Below are 26179 nucleotides of genomic sequence, written 5' to 3'. Positions count from 1 at the left end.
GCGCGGGCACCGCGGGCGTCACAGACGCGGATCCACTGGTTCCGATTCCAGCGCGAGCACCGCGAACACCGCCTCGTGGACCCGCCACAGCGGTTCGCCGTCCGCGAGCCGGTCGAGGGCCTCGACGCCGAGCGCGTACTCGCGGATCGCGAGCGAGCGCTTGTGGCCGAGGAAGCGGCCGCGCAGCTTGGCGAGGTTCTCCGGGCGCGTGTACTCCGGTCCGTAGATGATCCGCAGGTACTCCCGGCCCCGGCACTTGATGCCCGGCTGGACCAGGCGCCCCTTGCCGTCGCGGACCAGCGCGCCCACCGGCTTGACGACCATGCCCTCGCCGCCGCGCCCGGTCATCTCCAGCCACCAGTCGACGCCCGCGCGCACCGACTCCTCGTCGCCCGTGTCCACGTACAGGCGGCGCGTGGTGCGCAGCAGGCCCGAGCCGTCGTGCTCCACCATGCGGTCGATCAGGGCCAGTTGCTCGTCGTGCGGCAGCGCGGCGAGGCTCCTGCCCTGGACGGCGAGGATCTGGAACGGCGCCAGGTGCACGCCGTCGAGCCCGTCGGTCGGCCAGCAGTAGCGGCGGTAGGCGTCGGTGAACGCGGCGGCGTCCGCCGCCCGTTCGCGCTGCGCGTCGAGCAGGTCACCGACGTCGATGCCGCGCCCCGCGGCCGCCTCCAGGGCGTTCAGGGCGTCCGGGAAGACCGCGCCGGACGCGGCGCCGACGGCGGCGTACTGGGTGCGCAGCAGTCCCGTGGCCTTCAGCGACCAGGGCAGCAGCTCGGCGTCGAGCAGCAGCCAGTCGGTGCCCAGCTCCGTCCACAGACCGGCCGCGCCGACGGCGGCCCGGATCCGGTCGAGGATCTCCTCGGTCAGCGCCGCGTCGTCGAGGAAGGGACGGCCGGTGCGCGTGTACAGCGAGCCCGTGGGCCCGTCCACGCCGAACCGCTCGCGCGCCGCGTCCGCGTCCTTGCAGACCAGGACCACGGCGCGGGAGCCCATGTGCTTCTCCTCGCACACCACGCGCGCCACGCCGTCCGCCGCGTACTGCGCGAACGCCTCGGCCGGGTGCTCCAGGTAGCCCTCGCGCTGCGACGTCGCCGTGGGCGCCATCGTCGGCGGCAGATACGGCACCAGGCGCGGGTCGGCCGCGAAGCGGCTCATGACCTCGAGGGCCGCCGCCGCGTTCTCCTCGCGCACGGTCACGCGTCCGGCGTTGCGGGTCTCCACGACCCTGCGGCCGTGCACGTCGCCGAGGTCGAGCGGGCGCCCGTCGTGGCCGCCGGGCGCGTCGGTGCGCAGCGGCCGCGCCGGTTCGTACCAGACCTTCTCGGCCGGTACGTCGACGAGTTCGCGCTCGGGCCAGCGCAGCGCGGTGAGCTTGCCGCCGAAGACCGCGCCGGTGTCCAGGCAGATGGTGTTGTTCAGCCAGGTCGCCGTGGGCACGGGCGTGTGGCCGTACACGACGGCGGCCTTGCCGCGGTACTCCTCGGCCCACGGATAGCGCACGGGCAGGCCGAACTCGTCGGTCTCGCCCGTCGTGTCGCCGTACAGCGCGTGCGAGCGGACCCGGCCGGAGGTGCGGCCGTGGTACTTCTCGGGCAGCCCGGCGTGGCAGACGACGAGCCTGCCGCCGTCGAGGACGTAGTGGCTGACGAGCCCGTCCACGAACTCCCGCACCCGGGTGCGGAACTCCTCGCTCTCGCCCGCCAGCTGCTCGACGGTCTCCGCGAGGCCGTGCGTGTGCTGGACCTTGCGGCCCTTGAGGTGGCGGCCGAGCTTGTTCTCGTGGTTGCCGGGCACGCACAGGGCGGTGCCCGCGGCGACCATGCCCATGACCCGGCGCAGGACGCCCGGCGTGTCGGGGCCGCGGTCGACGAGGTCGCCGACGAAGACGGCCGTGCGGCCCTCCGGGTGGACGCCGTCGGCGTACCCAAGCGCGGTGAGCAGCGACTCCAGCTCGCTCGCGCAGCCGTGGACGTCGCCGACGATGTCGAAGGGCCCGGTGAGGTGGCTGAGGTCGTTGTAGCGCTTCTCGGTGACGACCGTGGCCGCCTCGACCTCCGCCACGCCCCTGAGGACGTGCACCTTGCGGAAGCCCTCGCGCTCCAAGTGCCGCAGGGAACGCTTGAGTTCGCGGGTGTGCCGCTGGATGACGCGGCGCGGCATGTCGGCGCGGTCGGTACGGGACGCGTTGCGCTCGGCGCAGACCTCCTCGGGCACGTCGAGCACGATGGCGATGGGCAGCACGTCGTGCCGTCGGGCCAGCTCGACCAGCTGCTTGCGGCTCTCGCTCTGCACGCTCGTGGCGTCCACGACGGTGCGGCGGCCCGCGGCGAGGCGCTTGCCCGCGATGTAGTGCAGCACGTCGAAGGCGTCACGGCTCGCGCTCTGGTCGTTCTCGTCGTCGGCGACGAGGCCGCGGCAGAAGTCCGAGGAGATCACCTCGGTCGGCTTGAAGTGCCGCCGCGCGAACGTCGACTTGCCGGAGCCCGAGGCGCCGATGAGCACGACGAGGGAGAGGTCGGTGACGGGAAGGGTCCTGGTCATGCTGCCGTCACCTCCTCGGTGCGGTTCTGGTCGGTCCGGTCGTTCCGGTCGTTCCGGTCGTTCCTGTTGTTCCGGTCGTTCCTGTCGTGCTTCAGGGGCTGCTCGCCCCGGGTGAACACCGCCATCTGCGTGGGCGGCCCCACCTCCGGGTCGTCCGGCCCGACGGGCACGAACACGACCTCGTAGCCGTGCTGCCCGGCGACGGCTTCGGCCCACTGCCGGAACTCCGCGCGGGTCCACTCGAAGCGGTGGTCACCGTGGCGGACGTGGCCCGCCGGGAGGGATTCCCAGCGGACGTTGTACTCCACGTTCGGCGTCGTCACGAGGACGGTGCGCGGGCGCGCGGAGCCGAACACCGCGTGCTCGAGCGCGGGCAGCCGCTCCAGGTCGACGTGTTCGACGACCTCGCTGAGCACCGCCGCGTCGTACCCCTTCAGGCGCTTGTCCGTGTACGCGAGGGAGCCCTGGAACAGCTCCACGCGCTCCGCCTGCCGCTCCCCCATGCGGTCCAGCTTCAGCCGCCGCGCCGCCACGGTGAGCGCCCGCACCGACACGTCGACGCCCACGACCTTGGTGAACCGCGTGTCCTTGAGCAGCGCCTGCACCAACTGGCCCTGTCCGCAGCCCAGATCGAGCACCCGCGCCGCCCCCGCGGCCTCCAGGGCCGCGAGGATCGCCTCGCGCCGCCGCACGGCGAGCGGCACGGGCTGCTCCTCGGTGTCGACGCCCTCGTCCACGGCGTTGTCGATCTCCGTGACGTCCGAGTCGTCCGCGTCGGCGAGGCGCACCAGCTCCAGGCGCTCCCTGGCCTCGCGCGTCAGCGACCAGCGGCGGGACAGATAACGGCTGGTGATCAGCTGCTGCTCCGGGTGCTCCGCGAGCCAGCCCTCGCCGGCGCGCAGGAGCTTGTCGACCTCGTCGGCCGAGACCCAGTAGTGCTTGGCGTCGTCGAGCACCGGCAGCAGCACGTACAGGTGGCGCAGTGCCTCGCTCAGCGTGAGCGTGCCGTCCGGCGCGTCCAGGACGAGGCGCACGTACCGCGAGTCGCCCCAGTCGGGGAAGCGCTCGTCCAGGGGCACCGGGTCGACGCGCACCGTCCAGCCCAGCGGCTCGAACAGGGCGCGCACCAGGCCGGGGCCGCCGCGCGCGGGCAGCGCGGGCACCTCGACGCGCAGCGGCAGCGGCTGCGCGGCCCGCTCCGGCAGGGCCTTGCACGCGCCGTGCAGCGCGCTGGAGAACACGGCGCTGAGCGCGACGGCGAGCAGCGACGAGGCGGCGTACGGACGGTCGTTCACGTACTGCGCGAGGGCCGCGTCCGGGGCGCCGCCGCGGCCCTTGCCGCCCTTGCCCCGCCGCACCAGCGCCAGCGGATCCACCTCGAGCAGCAGCGCCGCCGTGCAGCGCTCGGCGGTCGCCTCCGGGTAGAAGACGTGCGCGCGTCCGTAGGAGGTGGAGAACGCCTGGGCCTTCTCGGGATGCTTGTGCAGCAGGAACCCGAGGTCGGTCGCGGGGCGTTCGGGTATACCGGTCGTGCTGATCGTCAGGAACACGGTGGGTCTGCCTCGGTGAGCGGCTCGAATCGGACGGGCGCGCGGGGGCGATCACGGCTCCGGGCCCTCTCCCGGCCCTCGTGTCCGTGCGTGTGCGCCGCCCGCGGTCAGCTCGCCGGTGCGGCGCCCTCCCCCGGCGCGTCTGCCAAACGTACCCCGAACAGTGCGAACGCACCCGGGCATTTCGCTGCCGCGGCCCCGGGCCCGGCCGGGGTCAGCTCCCCTGTCGGCGGGCCCGCCGCACCTCGCGGTCGACGGCCCAGGCGTCGGCGACCGGCCCGACGTGACCGAGCTTGTCGGGGTTGATCACCGAGCGGATGGCTTGAATCTGCCCGTCGAGCACGTCGAGGACCATGACGTGGAGGACCTTGCCGTCGCGGTCCCGGAAGACGGCGCCGGGCTGGCCGTTGATCTCGCGCGCCTCCCACGTCACGTCGATCCGGACCAGCAAGGGGAAGACCGAGCCGAGGAGGCGGGCCACCTTGTCCGCGCCCACGATGGCCCTGGCCAGCTGCGGAGCCTTGCCGCCGCCGTCCCCGACCATCGTCACGTCGGCGGCGAGGAGGCTCTGCAGCCCGTCCACGTCGCCGTCCTTCAGCGCGTCGAAGAACCGCGTCGCCAGCTCCTGCCGCTCCCGCCGGTCGGCCTCGAACCGCGGCCGCCCGGCCTCCATGTGCTTGCGGGCCCGCACGAGCAGCTGGCGGCACGCGGCCTCCGAGCGCCCCACCGCCGACGCGACCTCGTCGAACCCGAAGCCGAACACCTGCCGCAGCAGGAAGACCGCCCGCTCCAGCGGGCTGAGTCGCTCCAGGAGCAGCAGCGCCGCCATCGACACCGAGTCGGCCAGCTCCGCCGACCGCGCCGGATCCTGGTACGGGTCGCTGAGCAGCGGCTCGGGGAACCACGGGCCCGTGTACTCCTCGCGCCGGACCCGCGCGGAGCGCAGCACGTCGATGGCGATCCGGGTCACCGTGGCCGACAGGAACGCCTTCGTCGAGTCGGGCCGGGTCGGCGAGGCGTCGAAGCGCAGCCACGCCTCCTGCACCGCGTCCTCCGCCTCGCTCACGCTGCCCAGGATCCGGTAGGCGATCGAGAACAGCAGCGACCGCAGCTCCTCGAACTCCTCGACCTTGCTCATGCCGGCTTCCTCCCCCGGCCCGGGGACCCGCCGCCGGGCCCCGGGCATCGTGCTGTTGGTGCGGTTGTTTCTGCTGGTGCGTGGGTGCTCTTGGTGCCGTGTGCCGCCGGTGCTCAGTGGAACTGGCCGGGCTCGTAGTCGCCCGCGGGCTGCCGGGCGATGATGTTCAGCCGGTTGGCCATGTTCATGAAGGAGACATGCAGCGCGAGCGTGGTGAGCTGCTCCTCGTCGTAGTGCTCGGCGGCGCGCGCCCACACCGCGTCGCCGACCCCGCCGGCCCCGTCCGCGACCCGGGTCGCCTCCTCCGCGAACTCGAGGGCCGCGCGCTCGGCCGCGGTGAAGACCGTGGCCTCCCGCCACGCCGCGACCAGGTGCAGCCGCACCGCGGTCTCACCGGCCGCGGCCGCCTCCTTGGTGTGCATGTCGACGCACACGGCACAGCCGTTGATCTGGCTCACGCGCAGCGCCACCAGCTCCTGCGTCGCGGCGGGCAGCGGCGACTCCTTGAGCGTCCTGCCCGCCGACATCACGTGCTTGAGCGCCTTCCCGGCGGTGGGGCTGCCGAAGTAGTTCAGTCGCGCGTCCATGGGGTGCTCCCTCGCTGGTGGTTCGTGGTGACACCCCTGAGACGAGATGGTCCGGCCCCCTGTGACACGGGCGGATGTGACCTGCGTCTCCCCGCCGCCGGGCGCGGTGGCCGGGCTACGCCAGCTGCGACTGGACCTGCGAGGAGATCAGCTCCAGGTGGTCGAGGTCGGCCAGGTCCAGGCACTGGAGGTAGACCCGGCTCGCGCCGATCTCCGCGTACCGGCCGATCTTGTCGACGACCTCGGCCGGGGAGCCCGCGAGGCCGTTGGCCTTGAGCTCGTCGACCTCGCGGCCGATGACCGCGGCACGCCGTGCGACCTCCGCGTCGTCCTTGCCGACGCAGGCCACGAGGGCACTGGAGTACACCAGGTCGCCGCCCTTGCGCCCGGCCCGCTCCGCGGCCTCGCGCACGCGCGTGAACTGGCGCTCGCTGTCCTGCACGGAGGCGAAGGGGATGTTGAACTCGTCGGCGTAGCGCGCGGCGAGGCGCGGGGTGCGGACGGCACCGTGGCCGCCGATGAGGACGGGCACCTTGGCCTGCGCGGGCTTGGGCAGCGCGGGCGAGTCCGTCAGCTGGTAGTGCGCTCCGTCGTACGAGAACGTCTGGCCGACGGGCGTCTCCCACAGGCCCGTCACGATCGCCAGCTGCTCCTCCAGGCGGGCGAACTTCTCCTTGGGGAAGGGGATGCCGTACGCCTTGTGCTCCTCCTCGAACCACCCGGCGCCCAGGCCCAGTTCGATCCGGCCGCCCGACATCTGGTCGACCTGCGCGACCTGGACGGCGAGCACGCCGGGCAGCCGGAAGGTGCCCGCGGTCATCAGGGTGCCGAGCCGGATCCGCCGGGTCTCGCGGGCGAGTCCGGCGAGCGTGATCCAGGCGTCCGTGGGGCCCGGCAGGCCGTCGCCCGAGCCCATCTTCAGATAGTGGTCGGAGCGGAAGAAGGCGTCGAAGCCGAGGTCCTCGGTGGCCTTGGCGACGGCGAGGAGGGTGTCGTAGGTGGCCCCCTGCTGGGGCTCCGTGAAGATGCGCAGATCCATGCCTCCATCCTGCACGCTCGAACGCCCGTCAACCTCTTCTGTCCCGCCGGCCCCCACCGGCACCGGTCGGGTGAAAATCCGTCAACCCGGCGGCCGGGGCGGGGCCGTGCCAGTGACTGGGCCGAGCCGGAGATCGTTGGCTCGGGCGGAGCCGGGCCGCCCGGCACCCGCGCCGGCGGCCACGTCGGCGCGTCCGCCGCATGAACTGCCTCGTCGGGCCGGGACGCTCCCGCCCCGCGCGGGGCGCGGGCCGAGGAGGCCGTGATGTCCCAGGAAGCCGTGCCCGAGCAGGCGCGCGACCACGTCGTGCCAGAGCAACAGCGCGCCCTGCCCCCGGCCGGGCCGCAGGGCGCGCCCAAGGGCCTGCTGCAACAGATGGAGGAGTTGATGGCAGCGCTCAACGCGGATCTGACGCAACTGGACGCCGACCTTCAGCAGTCCACGCGGCCGCCCACGGCGGAGGGGGACCAGCGCCGCGCCTGACCCCGCGGACACCACCCCGCGCCCCCGGGGCGCCCCCGAAGACCGGCGGTCCGTACATCCAGCGCTCTGTGTGCGGACCGTCCGGCCGGTCCCGAGGACGCACCGGCTCGGGGCGCTGCGGCCGGTCCCGGGGGCGTCAGCCCTCCAGGACCGTCCCTCCGCACTTCTCGCAGTCGTTCTCGCCGAGGGTCCGCTCGCGGGCCGCCAGTTTGCGGAGCATCTCCACCACGCGGTCCCTGGACTCGTCCGCCGCGTCGATCGACTCCATGCACTGCCAGTACAGGCCCTCGTCCTCGGCGCCCATCGCCACCGAGACGAGGGCGATCCCGGCCTCGGCGAGCAGGGCGCCGAGACCGAGCAGGGTGTTGTGGGCGTCCCCTATCCCCGTCAGGCCCGCCGCCCGTATCTCCTCCGCCTCCGAGCGGGGCGGGTCCAGGAGGCCGCAGCCCCGGCCGCTCAGCTCGCTGAGCCCCAGCGCCTCGCCCCGTAACTCCGGCGGGCCCGCGACCGCGAGGCGATGCCCGATCGCCTGGGCCAGAGCCTGGGACTGCCACACCTCCGCCACGATGGCCGCGGGCTCCTGACTCCGCGCCAAGGCGCATCTCGTCGCCTCGATGAGCCGCATCGCATCCATGCGCCGTCCCCATTCATCCCGCGCCCACTCGCGGCACGTTCACCAGAACTCCCTTATCCACTACCCACAGTGAGCGCCTTCGGTTCGAAAAGCCAGAGGAAGCCTGAAATCTGTGGACAAAAATCTGAGTGTGGACAATGCATCCACTCCGGAGAGTGACGAAGAGGTGTCTTTGGCACGCTTTCCGGCTGTCCAACGGGTGGTGACAGCGGCGGACTTACGGGGTTGCTGGGCCCTGCGGACCCCCTGGCGCCGGGCGCCCGCGGCCGTCGGGGCGTACGCGGGGCGCCTCGCGAGGGGTGCGCCGCAGCGGAGCCGCACTGTGCGCGGGGCGCCGCCTCAGGGCGTGGGCGCCGGGCGTCGCCTCAGGGCGCCGGGAACCGCTCCTCGTTCCGTTCGATCTTCTCCGCGAGCGCCTTCAGCGGGTCGACGCCGAGCACCTCGCAGAACTGGAGGAGGTACGCGAGCACGTCCGCGACCTCGTCCGTGACGCGGTGGGCGGAGTCGGCGTCCTCCATGACGCGGGCCGACTCCTCCGGCGTCAGCCACTGGAAGATCTCCACCAGTTCGGAGGCCTCCACGCTGAGCGCGGCGGCCAGGTTCTTGGGCGTGTGGTAGGGCTCCCAGCGCCGCGCGGCGGCGAACTCGGCCAGCCTGCGCTGCAGTCCCGCGATGTCTTGATCGGTCACGGGCCCCAGTCAACTACATCCCGCGGCACCTGGTCCGCCCCAGGTCCACCACGGTGACGCCGTCGGCCGCCGCGGCCCAGGTGGCGTCGGCGACGGCGCCGATCAGGCGGATGTGCCCGCGGCCGCAGGCGCGAGCCGCGAGGTCCGCGAGGGCGCGCTTCTGCCGCTGGTCCAGACAGCGGTCGAAGCCGTCGGCGAGGACGGTCAGGCTCTGGTACGCCTCCGGGACCTCCGCGACCGGGTCGACCTCCAGGACCCGGGGCCCGGTGAGCAGCACCAGGGCGAGCGCCAGATAGCGCAGCTCGCCGTCGCCGAGCCGCCCCACGCACGTCCGCACCCCGTCGCCCCGGTCGAGCACGGCCCGCAGCGCGCCGTCCCCGGCCTGCTCGGCGAGCACGTCGGCGACCGGGCCCGAGCACCCGGCGCGCAGCGCGGCGACCAGCTGGGCGTGGCGGTTGCCGCACTCGGAGCGGGTGCGCCTGAGGACTTCGGCGAGGTTGTCGCAGCCCCCGAGCAGCCGGCCCGCGGACGCGGACGCCCCTGCCCCTCCCGGCCCTCCCGACGCCACCGTCACCGGCTCGCGCATCCGGGCGGGGCGCGGGTCGCAGGCGAACACCGACCGCAGCGCGACGACGACCTGCTCGGCGGCGGCGAGCACGAGCCGCTGCCCGTCGGTCTTGCCCGCGACGCGCAGCGGCAGCAGGGCCGTGCCGAGCCGGTCGTCGGGCAGCGGCGCCCGGGTCACCGGCGCGGCGCCCGCCGTGTGCCAGGAGGCCTGCACGGCGCGGCGGCCGGGGTCGCGCAGGGCGGTCTCCAGGAGGGTGAGCCCGTCGCGGGTCAGCCGCTCGCCCGCGATGCGCAGCTCCGGCTCGGCCTGGACGGCGACGTCGAGGCGGACCGGGCCCGCGGGCCCGTCGACGGTGCAGCCGATGCGGAAGCCCCGGCGGGCCTGGCCGTCGGCGCGGGCCCGCTCGGGCACACAGCGGGCGGGCTGCGGGAACACGTCGACGAGTTCGGCGCCCGCGCCGAGCAGCGCGAGCGCCTCGTACGCGCGCAGTGCACTGGACTTGCCGCTGCCGCTCGGGCCCGCGAAGAGTGTCAGCGGGCCGAGCGGGAACGCGGCGGCGCGGTGCCCGGCGAAGGCGGAGAGCCGCAGTTCGGTGACGCGCGGCTTGTCCCGGGCCAGAGCCGCTGGATCCTGCGCGAACGTCCGGCGGGAGTGCACAGTCATGCACGGAAGCTAGGCCGAAGTGGATCAGGCGAACCGTTTTGCCCGGCCGACCTTCGCCCGATCGGGCGATCACCGTCCAACGGGCGGTGTGAGCTGGGCGGTTGGGCTACGGAGCGCCCCCGCGGCGACCGGCGGGAGGCCGGGTCAGACGGTGGCGGCCTCCACCAGGCCCTGCACCTCGGTGTCGGGCGGCGAGAGCAGGAAGACGTTCTTCTCCACCCGGTGCATGCCGCAGCCGAGGCCGAAGACGACGCCGCTGCTGAAGTCGAGGACCCGCTTGGCGGTCTCGGTCTCGGCGCCGCTGAGGTCGAGCAGGACGGGGATCTGCGCCATCAGGTTCTCGGCGACCTCGCGGGCGTCGGAGAACACGTTGACGCGCGTGACGACGAAGCGCCGCCGGGTCTCGGTCTCGGCGTCGGGCAGCGAGCGGTGCCCCGGCCACGACGGCCACTCGTTGCGGCCGCGCAGCGGCACGACCTGGGCGAGCCCCTCCCACTGTTCGTCGGTGGCTTCGTTGCTGGTCACAGAGCAACCCCGTCCTGCCTCGTCCTCAACGTCTGTACCAGGCAATTCTTACGCCACTTCACCCGGTTGGCCCAATTGCGACACGAGGAGTCCGGCGCGGCGGGAACTTCTCCGGGCCCGCGCCCGACCACCTGCCCGGCGCCGGGTGTCCCCTGCCCGCGCCACCGCCTCAGCCACGGGAGCGCCGATGCCCAGTCCGACCAGACCGTCCGGATCGCCCGAACCGACCGGCGGGCGCGCCGGGTCCGCGCCGCGCGGGTGGCGGCCGCCGCCCGCCCTGCTCGCCTTCCTCGCGCTGCTCGCCGTCGTCTTCGTCGTCTCGTACCAAGTCGGCGACTCCGTGGGTCCGGTGGCGCCGGGCATGCGGTCCTCGACGTCCGACGGGGACGGCGGCTCCGGCGGCGGGCACGGAGGCGGGCACGGAGGGCACGGCTGATGGACACCGCCGCCGGTACGGCACCGGCGCCCGACGTGACCACCACCGACCTGGTCGTCGGCGGCATGACCTGCGCCGCGTGCGTGAACCGCGTGGAGAAGCGGCTCGGCAAGCTGGCCGGGGTCAGCGCGACCGTCAACCTCGCCACCGGCCGGGCCCATGTGACGCACCCGGTGGACACCACCGCGGACGACCTGGTCGCCGCCGTCGTACGGGCGGGCTACACGGCCGAGGTGCCCGCGCCGCCCGCGCCCGAGCAGGGCGCGGACGAGGCGGCCGACGACGGCGCGCGGGCCGAGCGCGACCGGCTCCTGGTCACCGCCCTGCTCGCGCTTCCGGTGCTCGCCCTGTCGATGGTGCCCGCCTGGCAGTTCCGCAACTGGCAGTGGCTGTGCTTCGTGCTCGCAGCGCCGGTGGCGGTGTGGGGCGCCTGGCCCTTCCACCGGCGGGCGCTGCGCGGCCTGCGGCACGGGGCGGCCACCATGGACACCCTGGTGTCGCTCGGCGTCGCCGCGTCCTTCTCCTGGTCGGCGTACGCGCTGTTCCTCGGCGGTGCGGGCGAGCCGGGCATGCGGATGCCCTTCGAGTTCCTGCCGTCCGCAGGGGGCGGGGCCGCGCACCTGTATCTGGAGGCGGCGGTCGGGGTGCCTCTCTCGGTGCTCGCCGGGCGGTTCCTGGAGGCGCGGGCCCGCCACGGCACGGGCGCCGCGGTGCGCTCCCTCGCCGAACTCGCCGCCAAGGACGTGGCGGTGCGCGGCCCGGACGGCACCGAGCGGCGCGTGCCCGTCGAGCTGCTGCGGGTGGGCCAGGAGTTCACCGTGCGGCCCGGTGAGCGCGTCGCCACCGACGGCGTGGTGGTGTCGGGCACCTCCGCCCTCGACGTGTCGCTCGTCACCGGCGAGAGCGAACCGGTGGAGGCCGGGCCCGGGCAGGCCGTCGTGGGCGGCGCGGTCAACGCGGGCGGGCTGCTCGTCGTACGGGCCACGGCCGTCGGCGCACAGACCCAACTGGCGCGGATCACCCGGATGGTGACGGAGGCCCAGACCGGCAAGGCGCGCGCCCAGCGGCTCGCGGACGCCGCGGCGGGCGTGTTCGTGCCCGTGGTCCTGACGCTCGCGGTCACCGTCCTCGGCTTCTGGCTGGGCGCGGGGGCCGATCCGCAGGCCGCCGTCACCGCGGCCGTGGCCGCGCTCGTCGTCGCCTGCCCGTGCGCGCTCGGCCTGGCCACGCCCACCGCGCTGCTCGCCGCCACCGGGCGCGGCGCGCAGCTGGGCGTCCTCGTCAGCGGGCCGCGCGCCCTGGAGACGCTGCGGCACGTCGACACCGTCGTCCTGGACAAGACCGGCACGCTCACCACCGGGCACATGACCGTCGCACGGGTCACCGCCGCGGCCGACGGGCTCGGCGAGGAGGCCGTGGTGCGGCTCGCCGGGGCCGTGGAGCAGGGCTCGGAGCACCCGCTGGGCCGCGCCCTGGTGACGTACGCCCGGCAGCGGTCGGCGGACGAGCCGCTGCCGCCGGTGGACGGCTTCCTGGCGACGCCCGGCACGGGTGTCAGCGGTGTGGTGGAGGGCCGCCGCGTGGAGGTGTGCGTGCCCGGCGACGCGCTGCCGGACGAGCTGGCCGCCGCGCTCGCCGCGGCGGAGGCGGCGGCCCACACCGCCGTCCTCGTCCGCGTGGACGGCGCCGACGAGGCGGTCGTCGCCGTCGGCGACGTGCTGCGGCCCGGCAGCTACCGCGCCGTGGACCGGCTGCGGCGCCTCGGCGTGGAGCCGGTCCTCGCCACCGGGGACCGGGCGGCGACCGCGCACGCCGTGGCCGCCGAACTCGGCATCGCCGAGGTGCACGCGCGCTGCACGCCCCAGGAGAAGGCCGAACTCGTCGGACGCCTGCGCGCGGAGGGCCGCCGCGTGGCGGTGCTCGGCGACGGCGTGAACGACGCGGCCGCGCTGGCCCGCGCCGACCTGGGCATCGCCATGGGCTGCGGCACCGACGCGGCGATCGGCGCGGCCGACGTGACGCTCGCGGGCGGCGACATCGGCGCGGCCGCCGTGGCCGTCCGCCTCGCCCGGCGCACCCTGGCCACGATCCGCGCCAACCTCGTCTGGGCGTTCGGCTACAACGTGCTCGCCGTGCCGCTCGCCGCGGTGGGCCGCCTCGGCCCGATGACGGCGGCCGTCGCCATGTCCGCGAGCTCCCTGCTCGTGGTCGCGAACAGTCTGCGCCTGCGGACGTGGGAGCCGGTGCCGCGGGCCGCACGAGGAAAGGGCCGTCGATGAGCACCCTGTACACACGCCTGCGCGGCGGCCTCCTGGCCGCGCTCGCGCCGGTCGTCGCCGCCGCGCTCACCCTGGGCGGGCTCACGGCCTGGGTCGCGGCCGGTGCCGCGGGCGGGCCCGCGCGGATCTCGGTGGCGGACGGGCGGGTGTTCCTGAGCTACGGGAGCGTCGCGGAGACCGCCGCGTTCTTCCGGATCACCAACTCCGGCGACTCCGACGACGTACTGGAGTCCGTCAGCTCGCCCCAGGCCGTCGACGTCATGCTCAGCAGGACCGTGGAGCAGCGGGGCCGCAACGTCGAGTCGATGCGGATGGTGGAGTCGGCGACGGTGCCCGCGGGCAAGCGGATCACCATGAGGCCCGACGGGCTCGACGTGATGCTCCGCCCGAAGCGGCCCCTGCGCCTGGGCGCCGAGGTGCCGTTCGTCCTGACGTTCCGGCACAGCGGCGAGGTGCGGGTGACGGCCGTGGTGGTGCGCCCCGGCAGCTGAGCCCGCCGCGCACGGCGCAACTCCGTCGGGACGTACGGGAACTCTGTGCGCCGCGCGTCCGACTACTGCCGCACACGGCGTGAGCCGAGGCGACGGAAGGAAGGCGCGTGACGGCCTATGGGCGGGCTTGAGGTACAGCTGCGCGACGTGACCTGCGGGCACGGGCGCGTCATCGCCGTGGACGGCGTCGACCTGGAGGTCGCGGCGGGCGAGCGCGTGGCGCTGACCGGGACGAACGGCTCCGGCAAGTCCACGCTGCTGCGCGCCGTGCTCGGCCTGCACCGGCAGACCCGCGGCACGGTCCTCGTGGGCGGGCGCGACACCCGCTCGGCCGCGGACCGCGCCTGGCGGCGGCGCGCCTGCGCCTGGGTGCCGCAGAAGCCCGCGACGGGCCGCTTCCCGCTGCTCGCGGGCGAGTTGCTGGACTCCAGCGGCGCCCCGGGCCCGGCGGCGGACGCGGCGGAAGGCCTCGGCGTCGGCCAGCTGCGCCGCAAGCCGCTGCACACCCTGTCCGGCGGCCAGCTCCAGCGGACCTATCTGGCCCGCGCGGTGGGCTGCGTCGCCGCCGGGGCCGGGGTGCTGCTCGCCGACGAGCCCACCGCCGCCCTCGACTTCGCGGGTCAGGAGGAGGCCGCGGAGGTGCTCACCTCGCTGCCGGTCACGCTTCTGGTCGTCACCCACGACCGGACGCTCGCCGCGCGCTGCGACCGCGTCCTGGACATGGCCGCGGGCCGCCTGCGCGAGGTGCCGCCGACCGGCCTCGGAAGGGCGGCGGCCGGATGACCCTCGCCACCGCCGACCTCGGCCTCATGCTCCAGCTCGTGCCGGTGCAGCGCGCCGGGTTCGCGCTGCTGCTCGCCGCCGTGGGACTGCCCGTCGTCGGCGTCGTGATCGTCGGGCTCGACATCATGCCGGTGCGGTTCGCGATGATGCACGTCGCGCTGCTCGGCATCGCGGTCGGGCTGCTGACGGGGCTCGACCCGATGCTGTGCGCCCTGGTGGCCTGCGCCCTCGCGGGGGCGGGCGTGGCGCCCCTGGCCCGCACGCCGGACGGCCTCTCGGGAGCGATGGGCCTGCTGATGAGCATGGCCATCGCGGCCACGCTGCTCGTCCTCTCGGTGGCGGGGGTCAACGCCTCCGGCGCGTTCGCGCTGCTGTGGGGGTCGATCCTGTCGGTCACCACCGCCGACATCGTCGTCGTCGCGGTGCTCGCCGTGGCCGTACCGGCGCTGTTCTTCTGGCGGCGGCGCGACCTCGCGCTGCTGCTGTACGACCGTGAGCTGGCGCAGTGCTCCGGGGTGCCCGTCGGCGGGCTCACCGTGGTGCTGCTCGTCCTGGTCGCCGTCGCGGTGGCCGGGGCGATCAAGCTGACCGGCGCGCTGCTGGTCGACGCGCTCACGCTGCTTCCCGCGCTCGCCGCGCGCCGCCTCGGCAACCGGCTCACCACGATCGCGCTGTGGGCCGTGGCCATCGGCGTCGTCGTGAACACCACGGGCTTCCTGCTCGCCCTGTGGCTGGACTGGCCCCCCGGGCCCGTCCTCGTCCTGCTGGCGGGGGCCGTCGTCCTCGCCGTCCACCTCATCCCCGAACGGAGCATCACCTCATGGCGCGCACCGGCGTCCGTGTCCCCCACCTCCCCCAGCACCTCTCCCGCACCGCCGGGGCCGTGGCACTGAGCGCCGCGCTCGCCCTCACGGCCACCGCCTGCGCCGACGAGAACCAGCCCAAGAAGACCGACGCGGGCGAGGGCGGCGGGCCCGTGGTCGTCGCGACCACCACCTGGGAGGGCGCGTTCGCCAAGGCGGCGGGGGCGAAGGACGTCACCGTCCTGGTGCCGCCGTCCACGCACCACGCGCCGGACTACGACCCCAAGCCCTCCGACCTCGCGGCCGTCGCCAAGGCCGACTTCGTGCTGTACGCGCCGTTCGAGCCGTACGCCGACAAGATCAAGGAGGCGGCGGGCTCGAAGGCCGAGCTCGTCCAGGTGAACCTCGACAACGACGCGGGCAAGGCCGTCGGCGAGGTGACCCGGCTCGGCGGCCTCTTCGGCACCGAGGTGTCCGCGAAGAAGTGGAAGGCGTCCTTCGAGCGCGAGTACGCCAAGCTGTCCGGCGACCTCAAGTCCGCCTGGCCGGGCGGCAAGGCGCCGACCGCGGTCAGCCAGGTGTTCACCACGTGGTCGGCGCGGATGGCGGGCGCCCGTACCGTCGGCACCTACGGCCCCGAGCCGGTGAAGGCCTCCCAGGTCGCCGAGCTCGGGAAGAAGAAGCCCGCGCTCGTGCTCGACAACGCGCACATGTCGACCGGCACGGTCCTGCCCGGCTCCGGCGCCGAGCAGGTGAAGATCGTCAACTACCCCGGGGACGATCTGGACCTGCTGCCGGTGTACCGGAACGCGGCGGCGCAGCTGAAGAAGGCCATGCGCGCGGAGTAGCACGCGCCGGGGGTGCCCCCTCCGGGCCGGGCCCGGAGGGGGCACCCCCATGTGTCGCGCGGCTCAGGCGCCCGCGACCGCCTTCTCCCGCAGCGCCGCCCGGTCCGGCTTGCCCGCCGGGGTCAGCGGCAACTCCGGTACGAGCAGCAGCCGTTCGGGGTGCTTCACCCGGTCGACGCCACGGGCCGCGAGGTGCTCGCCGAGGGCGTCGAGGCTCAGCGGCGCCCCGTCCGGTCCGCCCGAGACGGGCACCACGCAGGCCGCGAGCCGCTCCCCCATCACCGAGTCGGGGACGCCGACGCACACCACGTCCCGCACCAGCGGATGCGCGCTCAGCTCGCGCTCCACCTCGGCCGGACTGATGTTGGCGCCGCCGCGGATCACCACGTCCTTGAGGCGGCCGACGACGTGCAGCACGCCGCCGCCGTCGATCAGGCCCAGATCGCCGGTGCGGACCCACCCGTCGGGGGTGCGGTAGCGGGCGTCGAGGTCGGGGGCGCCGACGTAGCACAGCGGGGTCATCGGGCCGCGCGCGACGATCTCGCCGACGGTGCCGTCCGGCACCGGCTCGTGGGTGGCGGGGTCGGCGACGCGGATGTCGGCGACGCGCGGGTCGGGCCGCCCGGCCACGACGCCGTGCTCCGGGGCTTCGCTCGCCTCGTATCCCTCAAGACCGGTATGGCAGTTGACGCCGTCCGCGGAGCCGTACAGGTTCACGACGGGGCAGCCGAAGGCCTCGCGGGCGGCGGCCGCCGTGGTGGCGTCCAGCGGGGAGCCGCCGAGCACAAGGGCGGTGGGCGGCGGCAGCGTCCCGCCGTCGGCCGCCAGGCGGTCCAGGATCATCCGGGCCATCGTCGGTACGCCGAGGACGTGCGTGGGCTCGTGCTCCCGGATCGCGGCGATCGCGGCCTCGGGCGTGAAGTGGTCGAGCAGGACGAGCGTGCCGCCGTGCCGGGCGAGGGCGACGGCGGTGCCGTTGGAGCCGAAGGCCGAGGCGAGCGGCACCAGGAAGAGGCAGCGCGGCGGGGCGGCCCGGTCGGGCATGAGCGAGGCGAAGAAGTTGCCGCGGCCGCCGGCCAGGGCGTTGTGCGAGTACGCGACCATCTTCGGCTCGGCCTCGGAGCCCGAGGAGACCAGGATGCGGGCGGGGCCGTCCGGGTCGGGCCGCGCGGCGACGAAGTCGTTCGGGTCGCAGCGGAGCAACTCGCGCAGCGTCAGGGCCCCTTCGGGCTGCGGGCCCCGGCCCGCCGCGACGACGTGGCGCAGCGCGGGCAGGGCGGGCCGCGCGTCGGCGAGCGCCCGCGCCGGGTGCGCGCCCCGGTGCTCCGCCGCCGCGACCACCGCGACGGCCTCCGCGCGGCGCAGCAGGCTGGTGGCCTCGGCGGCGCCCCGGCCCACGGGGAAGGGCAGCGCGACCGCGCCGACGGCGGCGAGGGCGAGGTCCGTGACGACCGCGTCCCGCTCGTTGGGCAGTTGCACGCCGACGACGTCGCCCTGGCCTATGCCAAGCCCTCTGAGCCCGACGGCCAGACATCGGACCTTGCGGTCCAGAGCGGTGTAGCAGAGCTTGCCCTTGGCGTCGACGACGGCCGCGCGATGCAGATCACTGACCTGCCGCGCCCGGAACAGGCTGTACAGGTCGAGGTCGGGACAGGTCCCGTCCACCGCCCAGCTCCTGCGGAGGGCGACGGGGAGGAGGTCCTTGAGGGTGGGGGGCATGGGGGGCTCCTTGGGTGAGGTGTGGATGTGGCAGGTGTGCGATCCCTCGCGGTGCGCCCCAGACCCGCCCCTTCCCGCTCCGGGGGCTCCGCCCCCGTACCCCCGGTCCTCAAACGCCGGACGGGCTGAAAGATCCAGCCTCTCCGGCGTTTGAGGAGCGGGGTCTGGGGCGGAGCCCCAGTTCGGGAAGGGGCGGGCCAGGGGCGCACCGCGAGGGTCAGGGCGTCAGCCGAAGGTCCACGGGTCCGGGACCACCGGCGCGCCATGGCCGTCACGGCCGAGGGCCCCCGCGAGGTCGGAGGCGACCGCGGTCGCCTTCAGCCCGTGCGCCGCCAGCAGCCGCACCGCGTCGCCCGTGCCCAGCCCCCCGACGTCGTACGCCCCGACGGCAGCGGCACACCCGTCCCCAGGAGCCACCCACCCGTCAGCGGTGCGCAGGGGCCGCCGGAACCCGCCCGGCCGACGCGCCCCGCGCGCGATCGCGGGCCCGACGAGCGCGTCCGCCGCACCGAGCAGCGAGGAGTCGACCCGCACCCCCCGCCCCCCGGCGCGCTCGCGCAGGAGCAGCCCCGCGAGCACGGCCTCCGCGCCGAGCAGCCCGCCGAGGACGTCGAGGAGCGTCATCAGGGAGGGCGCGGGCGGCTCGTCGGCGGGCCGCACGGCCTCGCCAACGCCGGTGCGCGCCTGGACCATGAAGTCCGTGCCCATGGGCGCGCCGTCGATCCGGCCCGCCCAGCCGCTGGTGTACGCGTACACGAGGCCGGGGTTGACGCGCGCCAGGTCGTCCGCGTCCAGGGCCAGCTGGGCGGCCTTGCCCGGCGCCCAGTTGTGCAGGAACACGTCCGCGTCGGCGACGAGGTCGCGCAGCCTGCGGCGCCCGGAGGGGGACTTGATGTCGGCCTCGACCGCGTCCTTGCCGCGGTTGAGGGCGAGCCAGCGCGCGGAGACGCCGCCGCACGCGGGCGGCATGCCGCGCAGCGGGTCGCCGCCCGGCGGCTCGACGCGCACGACGTCGGCTCCGAGGAGGCGCAGCAGGTGCGCGGCCAGCGGGGCCTGGATGCGGCGGCCCGCCTCCAGGACGGTGAGCCCGGCCAGGGGCCGTTCGGGCGTGGGGACTTGGCGGTGGTGCACGAGCCCGCCGGGGCCGTACGGCGTGAGCGTCCACGGCGGCGCGTGGTCGTACTCGGCGGCGCGCTCGGCGAGCGTGCGCAGGGCGCACACCTCGGCGCCTGACGCGGCGGCGGCCGCCTGGATCCGGCTCCAGGCGGCGCCGTGCACGGTGGTGTGCAGGGCCTCGGGGAAGGGCGCGCAGGCGGTGGCGTACCGGAACTGGAAGGGGCGCCAGCCCGCGCGCAGCGCCTCGGCGGGCGCGCCCAGGGCCCGCCAGAACGCCGCCCAGGCGCCCGGGTCGAGGGTCTCCAGCTCGAAGACGACGCCGTCGGCGGAGGTGAACGGCGGTCCGCCCGGGGCGAGCTGCGCCGCCTCGCCCTCGTCGGCCCCTTCGGCCGCGGCGTACTGCGAGACGGCGAGCAGCCCCGCGCGCACCGCGCTGGTCGTGACCCGGCCCGCGGTTCCGCCGCGGGCCTCCGCCACGAGCCCGGCGAGCAGGCCCTGGACGGCGAGGACGCCCGCGGCGGTCGCGGTGTAGTCGACGCCGAGGCCGCGCGGTGCGCCGTCGCGGCGGCCGTGCACGGACATCACGCCGGTGGCGGCCTGGGCGGTGGCCTCGTCGTGGACGGAGCCGGGCCCGGGGCCGCCGGGGGCGGCGCCCGCGGGCGGGGCCACGGCGTCGCGCGCCGGGCCCAGCGGGTCCGCCCAGCGGACCTCGGCCTCCACCGGCCCGAAGCCCCCGCCGCAGAGCACCGCGCGGCCGCTCCCGGCCCCGTCGTCGGACCGGGTCGTGTGCGCGCCGAGCAGCCGCAGGTGCGCCGTGACGACGTCGGTCAGCTCGGGCGGCCCGACGATGTCGCAGCGCAACGCGTCGAGGGGCCGTGCCCCGGCCCGTGCGGTGAGGTCTTGTGACGCTGCCTGGGTCATGTCCGTCGTGTCTCCTCTCCCGGTGCGGCGGGCGCCGCACCGGGTTCGTGGCGAAGGCGGGAACCCGGGGCCGTCGGCGCCCGACCAGTTCCATGGAGAGTCAGTCGGGCGCCCGGGCCCGCGGGTTCCCGGCGAACGGAAGGAAGCGGTGGCGGCGGTGGCGGAGTTGACGGAGTGGGACGGGTCGGACGCGGAGCTCGGCGGGCGCGTCGAGGCGTTCGTACGGGAGCACGTCATGCCCCGTGAGGACGTCCTGGACGCGGGCGGGCCCGAGGCCGGCGAGGCGCTGCGCGCGCTGCGGGACCGCGCCCGGGACGCGGGGCTCTGGGCGCTGCCCCTGCCCGCCGAACTGGGCGGCCAGGGCCTCGGCTTGGCCGCGTACGCGCGGCACGCGGAGGTGGAGGGCGCCAGCGACCACGGGCCCGCCGCGCTCGGCTCCGCGCCGCTGCTCGACGTACGGATGCTGCTGCGGCACGGCAGCGCGCGCGTCCGCGCGGCGTACCTCCCCGGGCTAGTCGCGGGCGAACTGCGCGCCTGCTACGCCATGACCGAGCCGGAGAGCCCCGGCACCGACCCGTTCCTGACCGCGACGACGGCGGTGCGGCGGGCGGACGGGGACTGGGTGGTCAGCGGCCGCAAGTGGTTCACGTCCGGCGTGGCGGGCGCGGACCTGGTGACCGTGCTCGCCCGCACCGACGGCGCGCCGCCGGACCGCGGCGGTCTGTCCCTGTTCGTCGTGCCGACGCGCTCGCCCGGCTTCCGCGTCGTCCGCGAACTGCCCGTGCTCGGCGCGAGCGGCCAGTGGGAGATCGCCCTCGACGACGTCCGCGTGCCCGGCGACCACCTGGTCGGCGAGCGCGGCGCGGGCCTGTCCGTCGCCGCCGAACGGCTCCAGCTCGGCCGTACGCTGCGGAGCCTGCGCTGGCTCGGGCAGGCGCAGCGGGCCTTCGACCTGCTGGCGGGGCGCGCCGCCACGCGCGGCGGCGCACGCGGCCCGCTCCGCTCCCACCAGCTCGTCCAGCAGCACGTCTTCGAGTCGCTGCTCGCGCTGCGGACGACGCGTCCGCTGGTGCACGAGGCGGTCGCGCGGCTCGCCGCGGGCGAGGACGCGCACGTCGAGGTGGGCCTGGCGAAGGTCGCCGCGGCCCGCACCCTCCAGCAGGTCGTGGACGCGGCGATCCAGGTGCACGGCGCGGCCGGGCTCGGCCCCGACACGCCGCTGCCCGCGCTCCTTCGCACGGGGCGCGCCGCGCGGATCCTCGACGGCCCGGACGAGTTGCACGTCACGTCGGTGGCACGCCGGATCCTGGACGACTACGCGTAGCCACGTCCCTACGTCTCTACATCTCCACGTCTATACGTCGCCGGGGTGGACGAGGCCGGTGAGGACGGCTAGGCCGAGGGCCAGGAAGTAGTCGCCCCAGATGAGTTCGTGCCGTACGGCGGTGCCGGTGGCGGCGTCGTAGCAGCCGTCGAGCAGCATCCCGTCGGTGAGGTGCGCGGTCACCAGGCGGTGCAGGACGGCGGTCGCGCGCCGCGTGAGCGGCTCGGCGTCCGCGCCGGGCAGCGCGGCGAGTTTGAGCAGCGCGACGGCGGTGATCGCGGCGGCCGATGTGTCCAGGGGGCCGTCGGGCGCGGCGGTGTCGGCGGGCGGCACGAGGGGCTCCCCCGGCGCCGGTGACGCGCCGAGCCGGGCCGCTGCCCGGCGCAGCCGGTCCGGGCGCCAGCCCGCGGAGCCAGCCGTGTCCGTGTCCGCGCGGGCAAGGCCGTCCGCGACCGCGAGCAGCAGCCAGGCGCGGCCCCGGCTCCAGCCGGGCGCGGGTTCGGCGAGCGGATGCCAGCCGGTGCCCGGCACGTACCGCCAGGCCATGGCTCCGGCACGGCACAGGTCCAGGTGCCGGTGGAGGTGCGCGGCGGCGGCCTCGGCACCGCGCGGCCCCGCCGCGGCGAGCAGCGGCACGAGCCCGGGCACGGCGTCCGCCCGCGCCACGAGCCGCGGCCCGCCGAAGGCCGCGCCCCAGGGGACGAGGCCGAGACCGGGGTCGAGCGCGTCGAGACAGAACCGGGCGGCACGGGCCCGCAGGGCTTCGGCGGTGGGCTCGGGACCGGAACCGGGTCCGTCGGCGCCCTCTACCGACGCGGCCGCGCCGCCCGACGCATCGGCGGGGAACGGCACGGAAGCCGGCTCCGACCCGGCGGCGGCCTCCGGCCGGGGAGCGCTGCCCGAGACGGGACCACGACCCGGCGCGGAGGCGGGGCCGGGCGCGGGGGCGGGACCGGACGCGGAGGCGCGGTTCGGCGCGCAAGGGGGGCCCGGCACGGAGGCAGGGCCCGGCGCGGAAGCAGGACCCGGCACGGAGGCAGGACCGGACGACGCGCGCAAGCAGGACCCAGCGCGGAAGCAGGACCGGACGACGCGGCAAGGCCGGACGCGGAAGCGCGGTTCGGCGCGCAAGCAGGACCCAGCGCGGAGGCGCAGTCCGGCGCGGAGGCGCGATCCGACGCGGAAGCATGGTCCGGTCCGGAAGCAGGACCCGGCACGGAAGCAGGACCGGGCGACGCGGCAAGGCCGGACGCGGAAGCGCGGTTCGGCGCGGAAGCAGGACCCGGCACGGAGGCGCAGTCCGGCGCGGAGGCGCGACCCGACGCGGAAGCATGGCCCGGCCCGGAAGCAGACCCCGACGGGGAAGCACGGTCCGGCGCGGAGGCGCAGTCCGGTGCCGGGGGACGGTCCGGTGCCGGGCGACGGCCCGGTGCCGGAGCGCGGTCCGGTGCGGCCGGGGGCTTCGTTGCTTCGGCGGGCCCCGTCGAAGCCGTGCCGTACCAGAGGATCAGGCCGCGCGTCGCCGTGTCCGCGTGCGCCCAGTCGGCGAGCCGCGCCGTGCACTGCGCGGCGGCCGCGCGGTCCGCCGCGGCGCCCGTGCACCGCGCGCGCAGCCACAGAAGCCCCGCCCAGAAGCCGCCGGTCCAGGCCCCGCGCCGGGTCGTCGTCCACGTACCGGTCACGGGGTCGGCGAACAGCGGGAAGCGGGTGCCGACTTCGGCCCGGGTGCGGGCGGCCCGGTCGAGCACCGCGCGCAGGGCGGGCCCGGCCCAGTCGGGAGGCGGGGCGGCGCCGTCGGGGCCGGGCACCTCAGGCCTCCCCCGCGCGGCGCCGCGCGCCCCGCTCCCGTACCGCCCACGTCAGACCCACCGCGCACGCTCCCGCGAACTCCGCCGCGACCAGGGCCCAGCCCCAGCCGTAGCGGTCCGCGTCCGCGAGGACGCCGAACAGGGGCGGGCCCAGGGCGAAGCCCGCGAAGAAGCCCGCGGAGACGAGGGCCGAGTCCTGGCCCGCGCGGCCCGGGGCGGCGCGCTGCATGACCAGGACCATGGAGACCGCGTTGGCCGACACCGCGAACACCCCGACGGCGACCGCCGCGAGCCACACCAGCGGCTCCACCGCCGCCGCGGCGACGAGCAGCAGGGCCGCGCCCACCGCACCCGCCGCGAGCCACCCCGGCAGCCACGGCGCCCGGCCCGGGGTCGCCGCCCGCGACCAGGCGACGCGCCCCGCGATCCCGGCCACGCCGAGCACCGCCACCAGCGCCCCCGCGGCGCCCGACGGCAGGTCGAGGCGGTGCGCCCCGTACAGCGCGAGGTAGGTGTTGACCGACGCGATGCCGCAGCCGAGCAGCAGCGAGAAGGCCGCGAGCCAGGCGAGGGCGCCGCGCGGCAGCAGCGACACGGCCCCGGCGGGCGGCCGGGGCGCCCCGGCCGCCCCCGAAGGCGCGGCCCCCGGCAGCGCCCGCAGCGCCCACACCGCGGTCACCACCGCCGCGCCCGCCGCCGTCCACACCGCCGCGCGCCAGCCGAGCCACCCGGCGAGCGCCGCCAGGGGCAGCCCCGCAGCGAACGCCCCCAGCTGGACGCCCGACTGCTTCATGCCGGTCACCGCGCCCCGCCGCGCGGGCTCCACGGACGCCAGGATCGCCTTGTTCGTGGCCGGGTTGGCGAGCGCCTGCGGCAGGCCGCCGAGGGCGACCGCCGCGAGCAGGAAGCCGGCGCCGGGCGCCGCGCCGATCAGCGCGAGCGCCGCCGCCGAGAGCAGGAGCAGCGCGGCGAGGGCGCGCCGCGGCCCCACCCGGTCGACGATCCGGCCGCCGACGGGCGACAGGACGGCGGCGGTGCCGAAGCCGATCGTCGTGGTCAGGCCGAGCGTCGTGGGCGAGACGTCGAGCTCGTCCACCAGACGCGGCCCGAGCGCGCCGAGCAGGAAGAGCTGGAGCATGGAGAACGCCATGGCGCAGGTGAGCAGCGCGGTCGACACCCCCGCGGTCGACTCCCCTACAGCCGACTCCCCCGCGATCGGCACCCCTGCGGTCGGCTCCCCCGCAGCCGACTCCCCCGCGGTCGAAGACGTTCGGGAGGCGGCAGCCGGGCTCTCCGCGCCCGGGTCCCTGTGCTCTCTCGCCACGCGCCCGCTCCCCCTGCTCGACAGTCGGCCGTTCAGGAGTCGGCCGCGCGGGCGGGCCGGTTCCCGGCGGCCCGGGTGACCCGCGCCACACCTCGGCTCCGCGCGGAACATTCCGGACCCGCCCGCTGGCCGCGCCGGGCGGATGCAAAGATGAGGCCGCCATGTCTGGGGGCCGAAGCTGTCGCGCGATACGGGCCGCGGTGTTCGCGGCCGCCTGTGTGCTGCTCGCGGCCACCGGTCACGCCCTCATGTCGGCGTCCCCGCTGCCGTGGTGGGCACTGCCGGGCGCGGGCGCGGCGACGTTCGCGGGCGCCTGGCTCATCGCCGGGCGTGAGCGCGGCGTCCTCCTGGTCACCTCCGCGTCCGTCCTGGCGCAGGCCGCGCTGCACACCTGGTTCTCGCTCGCGCAGGCCGCGGCCCAGAACTCGGCGTCCGGCGGCGCCTCGCTCGCCCAGCAGTGGGCCCGCCATCTGCTCTGCGGAGCGGACGGCTCGGGGACCATGTCGGAGGCGGACGCGCTCCGCACCGTGACCGACGCGGGGCTCGCCGACCGGATGCACGAGGCCGCCGGGCACACCCAACACTCGATGGGCATGCAGGAGACGGCCGTCCCCGCGCCCGGCGCGCACGGCATGACCCACATGACCTCCGCGGGAGGCCACGGCGACACGATGTCGGGCGCGGTGTCCGACACCATGTCCGGCGCGATGTCCGGCATGCACGCCGGGCACGACATGGGCGGCATGTCGCCGTTCGGCATGCTCGCCGCGCACCTGATCGCCGCGCTGCTCTGCGGCCTGTGGCTCGCGTACGGCGAGCGCGCCGCGTTCCGCATCGGCCGGGCCGTCGCGGGCTGGCTGGTCGCGCCGCTGCGGCTGGCCTTCCGGCTGCCGCCGCCCCCGCACCGGCCGCGTCTGCGCCCGCTCCGCGACCACCGCGCGCGACGGCTGCGACGGCTGCTCCTGGTCCACGCCATCACCTCACGGGGCCCACCCCTCGGGATCGCTGTCAGCTGACAGCCGGTACCCCGGCACGCCACGACGACACCCGGCCCGGCGCCCACCGGCGCCGCGCCGCTCCTCGTCGTACGCGCACCGGGCATCGGCCCGCACCGCCCGCCGGGCGGCACCGGGCCGTACGACACCTCTCACCGGCCGCACACCGTCGCGGCCGGATCCCGAACCTCCGCACTCCGGATTCTGAAATTCCGGTTTCCGGACACCCGTAAGGACCTTCAGGCAATGACTGCTGCCCTGGCGACACCACCTGCCCGAAAACTCCCGAAAGGCCAGCCCTGTCGGCCGACGGGCCGCCGTACCGACGCCGCCGACGAACCCGTCACGCGGCTCGCGCTCGCCGCGCGCGACGGCGACCCGGAGGCCGTCGACCGCTTCGTGCGGGCCCTGCACCGCGACGTACTGCGCTACGTGGCGCACCTGAGCGCCGACCCGCAGGCCGCCGACGACCTCGCGCAGGACACGTTCCTGCGGGCGCTCGGCAGCCTGCACCGGTTCGAGGGGCGGTCGTCGGCGCGGACCTGGCTGCTGTCCATCGCGCGCCGCACCGTCGTGGACAGCCTGCGGCACGCGGCCGCCCGGCCCCGGCTCTCCGACCGCGACGACTGGCAGACCGCCGCCGAGCAGGCCCAGCCGCGCGGCCTGCCCGGCTTCGACGACGGCATCGCGCTCGCCGAACTCCTCGCGGGCATACCGGCCGAGCGGCGCGAGGCGTTCGTCCTCACCCAGCTCCTCCAGCAGCCGTACGCGGAGGCCGCGGCGGCCATCGGCTGCCCCGTCGGCACGGTCCGCTCCCGGGTGGCCCGGGCCCGCGCCAACCTGATCGAGGCCCTGGACGCGGCCTGATCCGGCACGACAGGAAGGGGGGTGACGCCGCCGGGCGTCACCCCC

The 26179-nt window shown here is 75.9% G+C and carries 23 protein-coding genes; 10 read left to right on the top strand and 13 right to left on the bottom strand.

The genetic code is table 11. From position 1 onward, the window contains the following. Positions 1-18 precede the first annotated feature (18 nt). The 5 genes from IG74_RS0126765 to IG74_RS0126745 form a co-directional block, all read right to left on the bottom strand. Positions 19-2544, bottom strand: coding sequence for a polynucleotide kinase-phosphatase (locus tag IG74_RS0126765; RefSeq protein ID WP_030682486.1), 2526 nt, complete (start codon positions 2542-2544; stop codon positions 19-21). Further along, positions 2541-4094 carry a 3' terminal RNA ribose 2'-O-methyltransferase Hen1 gene (locus IG74_RS0126760; protein ID WP_078869051.1) on the bottom strand — a complete coding sequence of 518 codons (1554 nt, stop codon included), beginning with the start codon at positions 4092-4094 and terminating at the stop codon, positions 2541-2543. Before IG74_RS0126760 ends, IG74_RS0126765 begins: the two co-directional genes overlap by 4 nt. 214 nt (positions 4095-4308) lie before the next feature. After that, positions 4309-5232 carry an RNA polymerase sigma-70 factor gene (locus tag IG74_RS0126755; protein WP_030682483.1) on the bottom strand — a complete coding sequence of 308 codons (924 nt, stop codon included), beginning with the start codon at positions 5230-5232 and terminating at the stop codon, positions 4309-4311. 113 nt (positions 5233-5345) lie between these two features. Continuing rightward, the gene (locus tag IG74_RS0126750; RefSeq protein WP_030682479.1) at positions 5346-5819 is read right to left on the bottom strand and encodes a carboxymuconolactone decarboxylase family protein; all 474 of its coding nucleotides are present in this window, start codon (positions 5817-5819) and stop codon (positions 5346-5348) included. Between the two features lie 115 nt (positions 5820-5934). Next, positions 5935-6858, bottom strand: coding sequence for an LLM class F420-dependent oxidoreductase (locus tag IG74_RS0126745; protein WP_030682477.1), 924 nt, complete (start codon positions 6856-6858; stop codon positions 5935-5937). A gap of 264 nt (positions 6859-7122) precedes the next feature. On the opposite strand from IG74_RS0126745, the gene IG74_RS0126740 reads away from it, so the two are divergent. Further along, on the top strand, positions 7123-7341 hold the full coding sequence (locus IG74_RS0126740; RefSeq protein ID WP_030682475.1) for a hypothetical protein: 219 nt from the start codon (positions 7123-7125) through the stop codon (positions 7339-7341). Positions 7342-7477: 136 nt separating this feature from the next. Here the strand turns inward: IG74_RS0126740 and IG74_RS0126735 are convergent, their stop codons facing one another. The 4 genes from IG74_RS0126735 to IG74_RS0126720 all read right to left on the bottom strand — a co-directional run bounded on the left by IG74_RS0126735 (position 7478) and on the right by IG74_RS0126720 (position 10420). Continuing rightward, complete coding sequence (locus IG74_RS0126735; protein WP_051855454.1) at positions 7478-7975, bottom strand: DUF6099 family protein; 498 nt, start codon at positions 7973-7975, stop codon at positions 7478-7480. A gap of 365 nt (positions 7976-8340) precedes the next feature. After that, positions 8341-8664 carry a nucleotide pyrophosphohydrolase gene (locus IG74_RS0126730; protein WP_030682468.1) on the bottom strand — a complete coding sequence of 108 codons (324 nt, stop codon included), beginning with the start codon at positions 8662-8664 and terminating at the stop codon, positions 8341-8343. Between the two features lie 13 nt (positions 8665-8677). Then, positions 8678-9895, bottom strand: coding sequence for a biotin transporter BioY (locus tag IG74_RS0126725; RefSeq protein ID WP_051855452.1), 1218 nt, complete (start codon positions 9893-9895; stop codon positions 8678-8680). A gap of 144 nt (positions 9896-10039) precedes the next feature. Further along, positions 10040-10420 (bottom strand): cell division protein SepF, encoded by a 381-nt coding sequence (locus IG74_RS0126720; protein WP_030682464.1) that lies wholly within the window; start codon positions 10418-10420, stop codon positions 10040-10042. Between the two features lie 187 nt (positions 10421-10607). Here IG74_RS0126720 and IG74_RS0126715 point away from each other — a divergent pair, with 187 nt between their 5' ends. The 6 genes from IG74_RS0126715 (at position 10608) to IG74_RS0126690 (ending at position 16060) form a co-directional block, all read left to right on the top strand. After that, positions 10608-10856, top strand: a complete 249-nt coding sequence (locus tag IG74_RS0126715) for a hypothetical protein (protein WP_037826096.1) — start codon at positions 10608-10610, stop codon at positions 10854-10856. Continuing rightward, positions 10856-13135, top strand: coding sequence for a heavy metal translocating P-type ATPase (locus IG74_RS0126710; protein WP_030682460.1), 2280 nt, complete (start codon positions 10856-10858; stop codon positions 13133-13135). The genes IG74_RS0126715 and IG74_RS0126710 overlap by 1 nt, the downstream gene beginning before the upstream one ends. Next, positions 13132-13626: a copper chaperone PCu(A)C gene (locus IG74_RS0126705; RefSeq protein WP_030682457.1), complete on the top strand. Its 495-nt coding sequence runs from the start codon at positions 13132-13134 to the stop codon at positions 13624-13626. The genes IG74_RS0126710 and IG74_RS0126705 overlap by 4 nt, the downstream gene beginning before the upstream one ends. Positions 13627-13743: 117 nt before the next feature. After that, a complete protein-coding gene (locus IG74_RS0126700; RefSeq protein ID WP_051855450.1) occupies positions 13744-14409 on the top strand; it encodes an ABC transporter ATP-binding protein in 666 nt (221 codons plus the stop codon). Continuing rightward, on the top strand, positions 14406-15302 hold the full coding sequence (locus tag IG74_RS0126695) for a metal ABC transporter permease (protein ID WP_030682452.1): 897 nt from the start codon (positions 14406-14408) through the stop codon (positions 15300-15302). The genes IG74_RS0126700 and IG74_RS0126695 overlap by 4 nt, the downstream gene beginning before the upstream one ends. Next, positions 15230-16060: a metal ABC transporter solute-binding protein, Zn/Mn family gene (locus IG74_RS0126690; RefSeq protein ID WP_030682449.1), complete on the top strand. Its 831-nt coding sequence runs from the start codon at positions 15230-15232 to the stop codon at positions 16058-16060. Before IG74_RS0126695 ends, IG74_RS0126690 begins: the two co-directional genes overlap by 73 nt. Positions 16061-16123: 63 nt before the next feature. On the opposite strand, the gene IG74_RS0126685 is transcribed toward IG74_RS0126690, so the two are convergent. After that, positions 16124-17779, bottom strand: a complete 1656-nt coding sequence (locus IG74_RS0126685; protein WP_030682448.1) for a class I adenylate-forming enzyme family protein — start codon at positions 17777-17779, stop codon at positions 16124-16126. A gap of 225 nt (positions 17780-18004) precedes the next feature. Continuing rightward, positions 18005-19816: a CoA transferase gene (locus IG74_RS0126680; protein WP_030682446.1), complete on the bottom strand. Its 1812-nt coding sequence runs from the start codon at positions 19814-19816 to the stop codon at positions 18005-18007. Between the two features lie 235 nt (positions 19817-20051). On the opposite strand from IG74_RS0126680, the gene IG74_RS0126675 reads away from it, so the two are divergent. Continuing rightward, complete coding sequence (locus tag IG74_RS0126675; RefSeq protein WP_420709947.1) at positions 20052-21140, top strand: acyl-CoA dehydrogenase family protein; 1089 nt, start codon at positions 20052-20054, stop codon at positions 21138-21140. 30 nt (positions 21141-21170) lie between these two features. Here IG74_RS0126675 and IG74_RS0126670 read toward each other — a convergent pair whose 3' ends face one another. Both IG74_RS0126670 and IG74_RS0126665 read right to left on the bottom strand, forming a co-directional pair. Then, complete coding sequence (locus IG74_RS0126670; protein WP_051855446.1) at positions 21171-21992, bottom strand: hypothetical protein; 822 nt, start codon at positions 21990-21992, stop codon at positions 21171-21173. Between the two features lie 957 nt (positions 21993-22949). Continuing rightward, positions 22950-24098 carry an MFS transporter gene (locus IG74_RS0126665; protein WP_037826098.1) on the bottom strand — a complete coding sequence of 383 codons (1149 nt, stop codon included), beginning with the start codon at positions 24096-24098 and terminating at the stop codon, positions 22950-22952. A gap of 335 nt (positions 24099-24433) precedes the next feature. Here IG74_RS0126665 and IG74_RS0126660 point away from each other — a divergent pair, with 335 nt between their 5' ends. Beyond that, the gene (locus IG74_RS0126660) at positions 24434-25288 is read left to right on the top strand and encodes a hypothetical protein (protein ID WP_030682435.1); all 855 of its coding nucleotides are present in this window, start codon (positions 24434-24436) and stop codon (positions 25286-25288) included. Between the two features lie 225 nt (positions 25289-25513). Further along, complete coding sequence (locus tag IG74_RS0126655) at positions 25514-26134, top strand: sigma-70 family RNA polymerase sigma factor (RefSeq protein ID WP_030682433.1); 621 nt, start codon at positions 25514-25516, stop codon at positions 26132-26134. Positions 26135-26179: the final 45 nt, after the last annotated feature.

The organism is Streptomyces sp. NRRL B-1347 (assembly GCF_000720325.1).
Taxonomy (GTDB): domain Bacteria; phylum Actinomycetota; class Actinomycetes; order Streptomycetales; family Streptomycetaceae; genus Streptomyces.
The sequence above is the reverse complement of the archived record's forward strand: the minus strand, read 5'-3'. Positions and strand labels throughout refer to the sequence as shown.

Coding starts and splice junctions, on each gene's coding strand:
- IG74_RS0126765 (WP_030682486.1), bottom strand. CDS start 2,544: ATGACCAGGACCCTTCCCGTCACCGACCTCTCCCTCGTCGTGCTCATC.
- IG74_RS0126755 (WP_030682483.1), bottom strand. CDS start 5,232: ATGAGCAAGGTCGAGGAGTTCGAGGAGCTGCGGTCGCTGCTGTTCTCG.
- IG74_RS0126750 (WP_030682479.1), bottom strand. CDS start 5,819: ATGGACGCGCGACTGAACTACTTCGGCAGCCCCACCGCCGGGAAGGCG.
- IG74_RS0126745 (WP_030682477.1), bottom strand. CDS start 6,858: ATGGATCTGCGCATCTTCACGGAGCCCCAGCAGGGGGCCACCTACGAC.
- IG74_RS0126740 (WP_030682475.1), top strand. CDS start 7,123: ATGTCCCAGGAAGCCGTGCCCGAGCAGGCGCGCGACCACGTCGTGCCA.
- IG74_RS0126735 (WP_051855454.1), bottom strand. CDS start 7,975: ATGGATGCGATGCGGCTCATCGAGGCGACGAGATGCGCCTTGGCGCGG.
- IG74_RS0126725 (WP_051855452.1), bottom strand. CDS start 9,895: ATGACTGTGCACTCCCGCCGGACGTTCGCGCAGGATCCAGCGGCTCTG.
- IG74_RS0126715 (WP_037826096.1), top strand. CDS start 10,608: ATGCCCAGTCCGACCAGACCGTCCGGATCGCCCGAACCGACCGGCGGG.
- IG74_RS0126710 (WP_030682460.1), top strand. CDS start 10,856: ATGGACACCGCCGCCGGTACGGCACCGGCGCCCGACGTGACCACCACC.
- IG74_RS0126705 (WP_030682457.1), top strand. CDS start 13,132: ATGAGCACCCTGTACACACGCCTGCGCGGCGGCCTCCTGGCCGCGCTC.
- IG74_RS0126700 (WP_051855450.1), top strand. CDS start 13,744: ATGGGCGGGCTTGAGGTACAGCTGCGCGACGTGACCTGCGGGCACGGG.
- IG74_RS0126695 (WP_030682452.1), top strand. CDS start 14,406: ATGACCCTCGCCACCGCCGACCTCGGCCTCATGCTCCAGCTCGTGCCG.
- IG74_RS0126690 (WP_030682449.1), top strand. CDS start 15,230: ATGGCGCGCACCGGCGTCCGTGTCCCCCACCTCCCCCAGCACCTCTCC.
- IG74_RS0126685 (WP_030682448.1), bottom strand. CDS start 17,779: ATGCCCCCCACCCTCAAGGACCTCCTCCCCGTCGCCCTCCGCAGGAGC.
- IG74_RS0126680 (WP_030682446.1), bottom strand. CDS start 19,816: ATGACCCAGGCAGCGTCACAAGACCTCACCGCACGGGCCGGGGCACGG.
- IG74_RS0126675 (WP_420709947.1), top strand. CDS start 20,052: ATGCCCCGTGAGGACGTCCTGGACGCGGGCGGGCCCGAGGCCGGCGAG.
- IG74_RS0126665 (WP_037826098.1), bottom strand. CDS start 24,098: ATGGCGTTCTCCATGCTCCAGCTCTTCCTGCTCGGCGCGCTCGGGCCG.
- IG74_RS0126660 (WP_030682435.1), top strand. CDS start 24,434: ATGTCTGGGGGCCGAAGCTGTCGCGCGATACGGGCCGCGGTGTTCGCG.
- IG74_RS0126655 (WP_030682433.1), top strand. CDS start 25,514: ATGACTGCTGCCCTGGCGACACCACCTGCCCGAAAACTCCCGAAAGGC.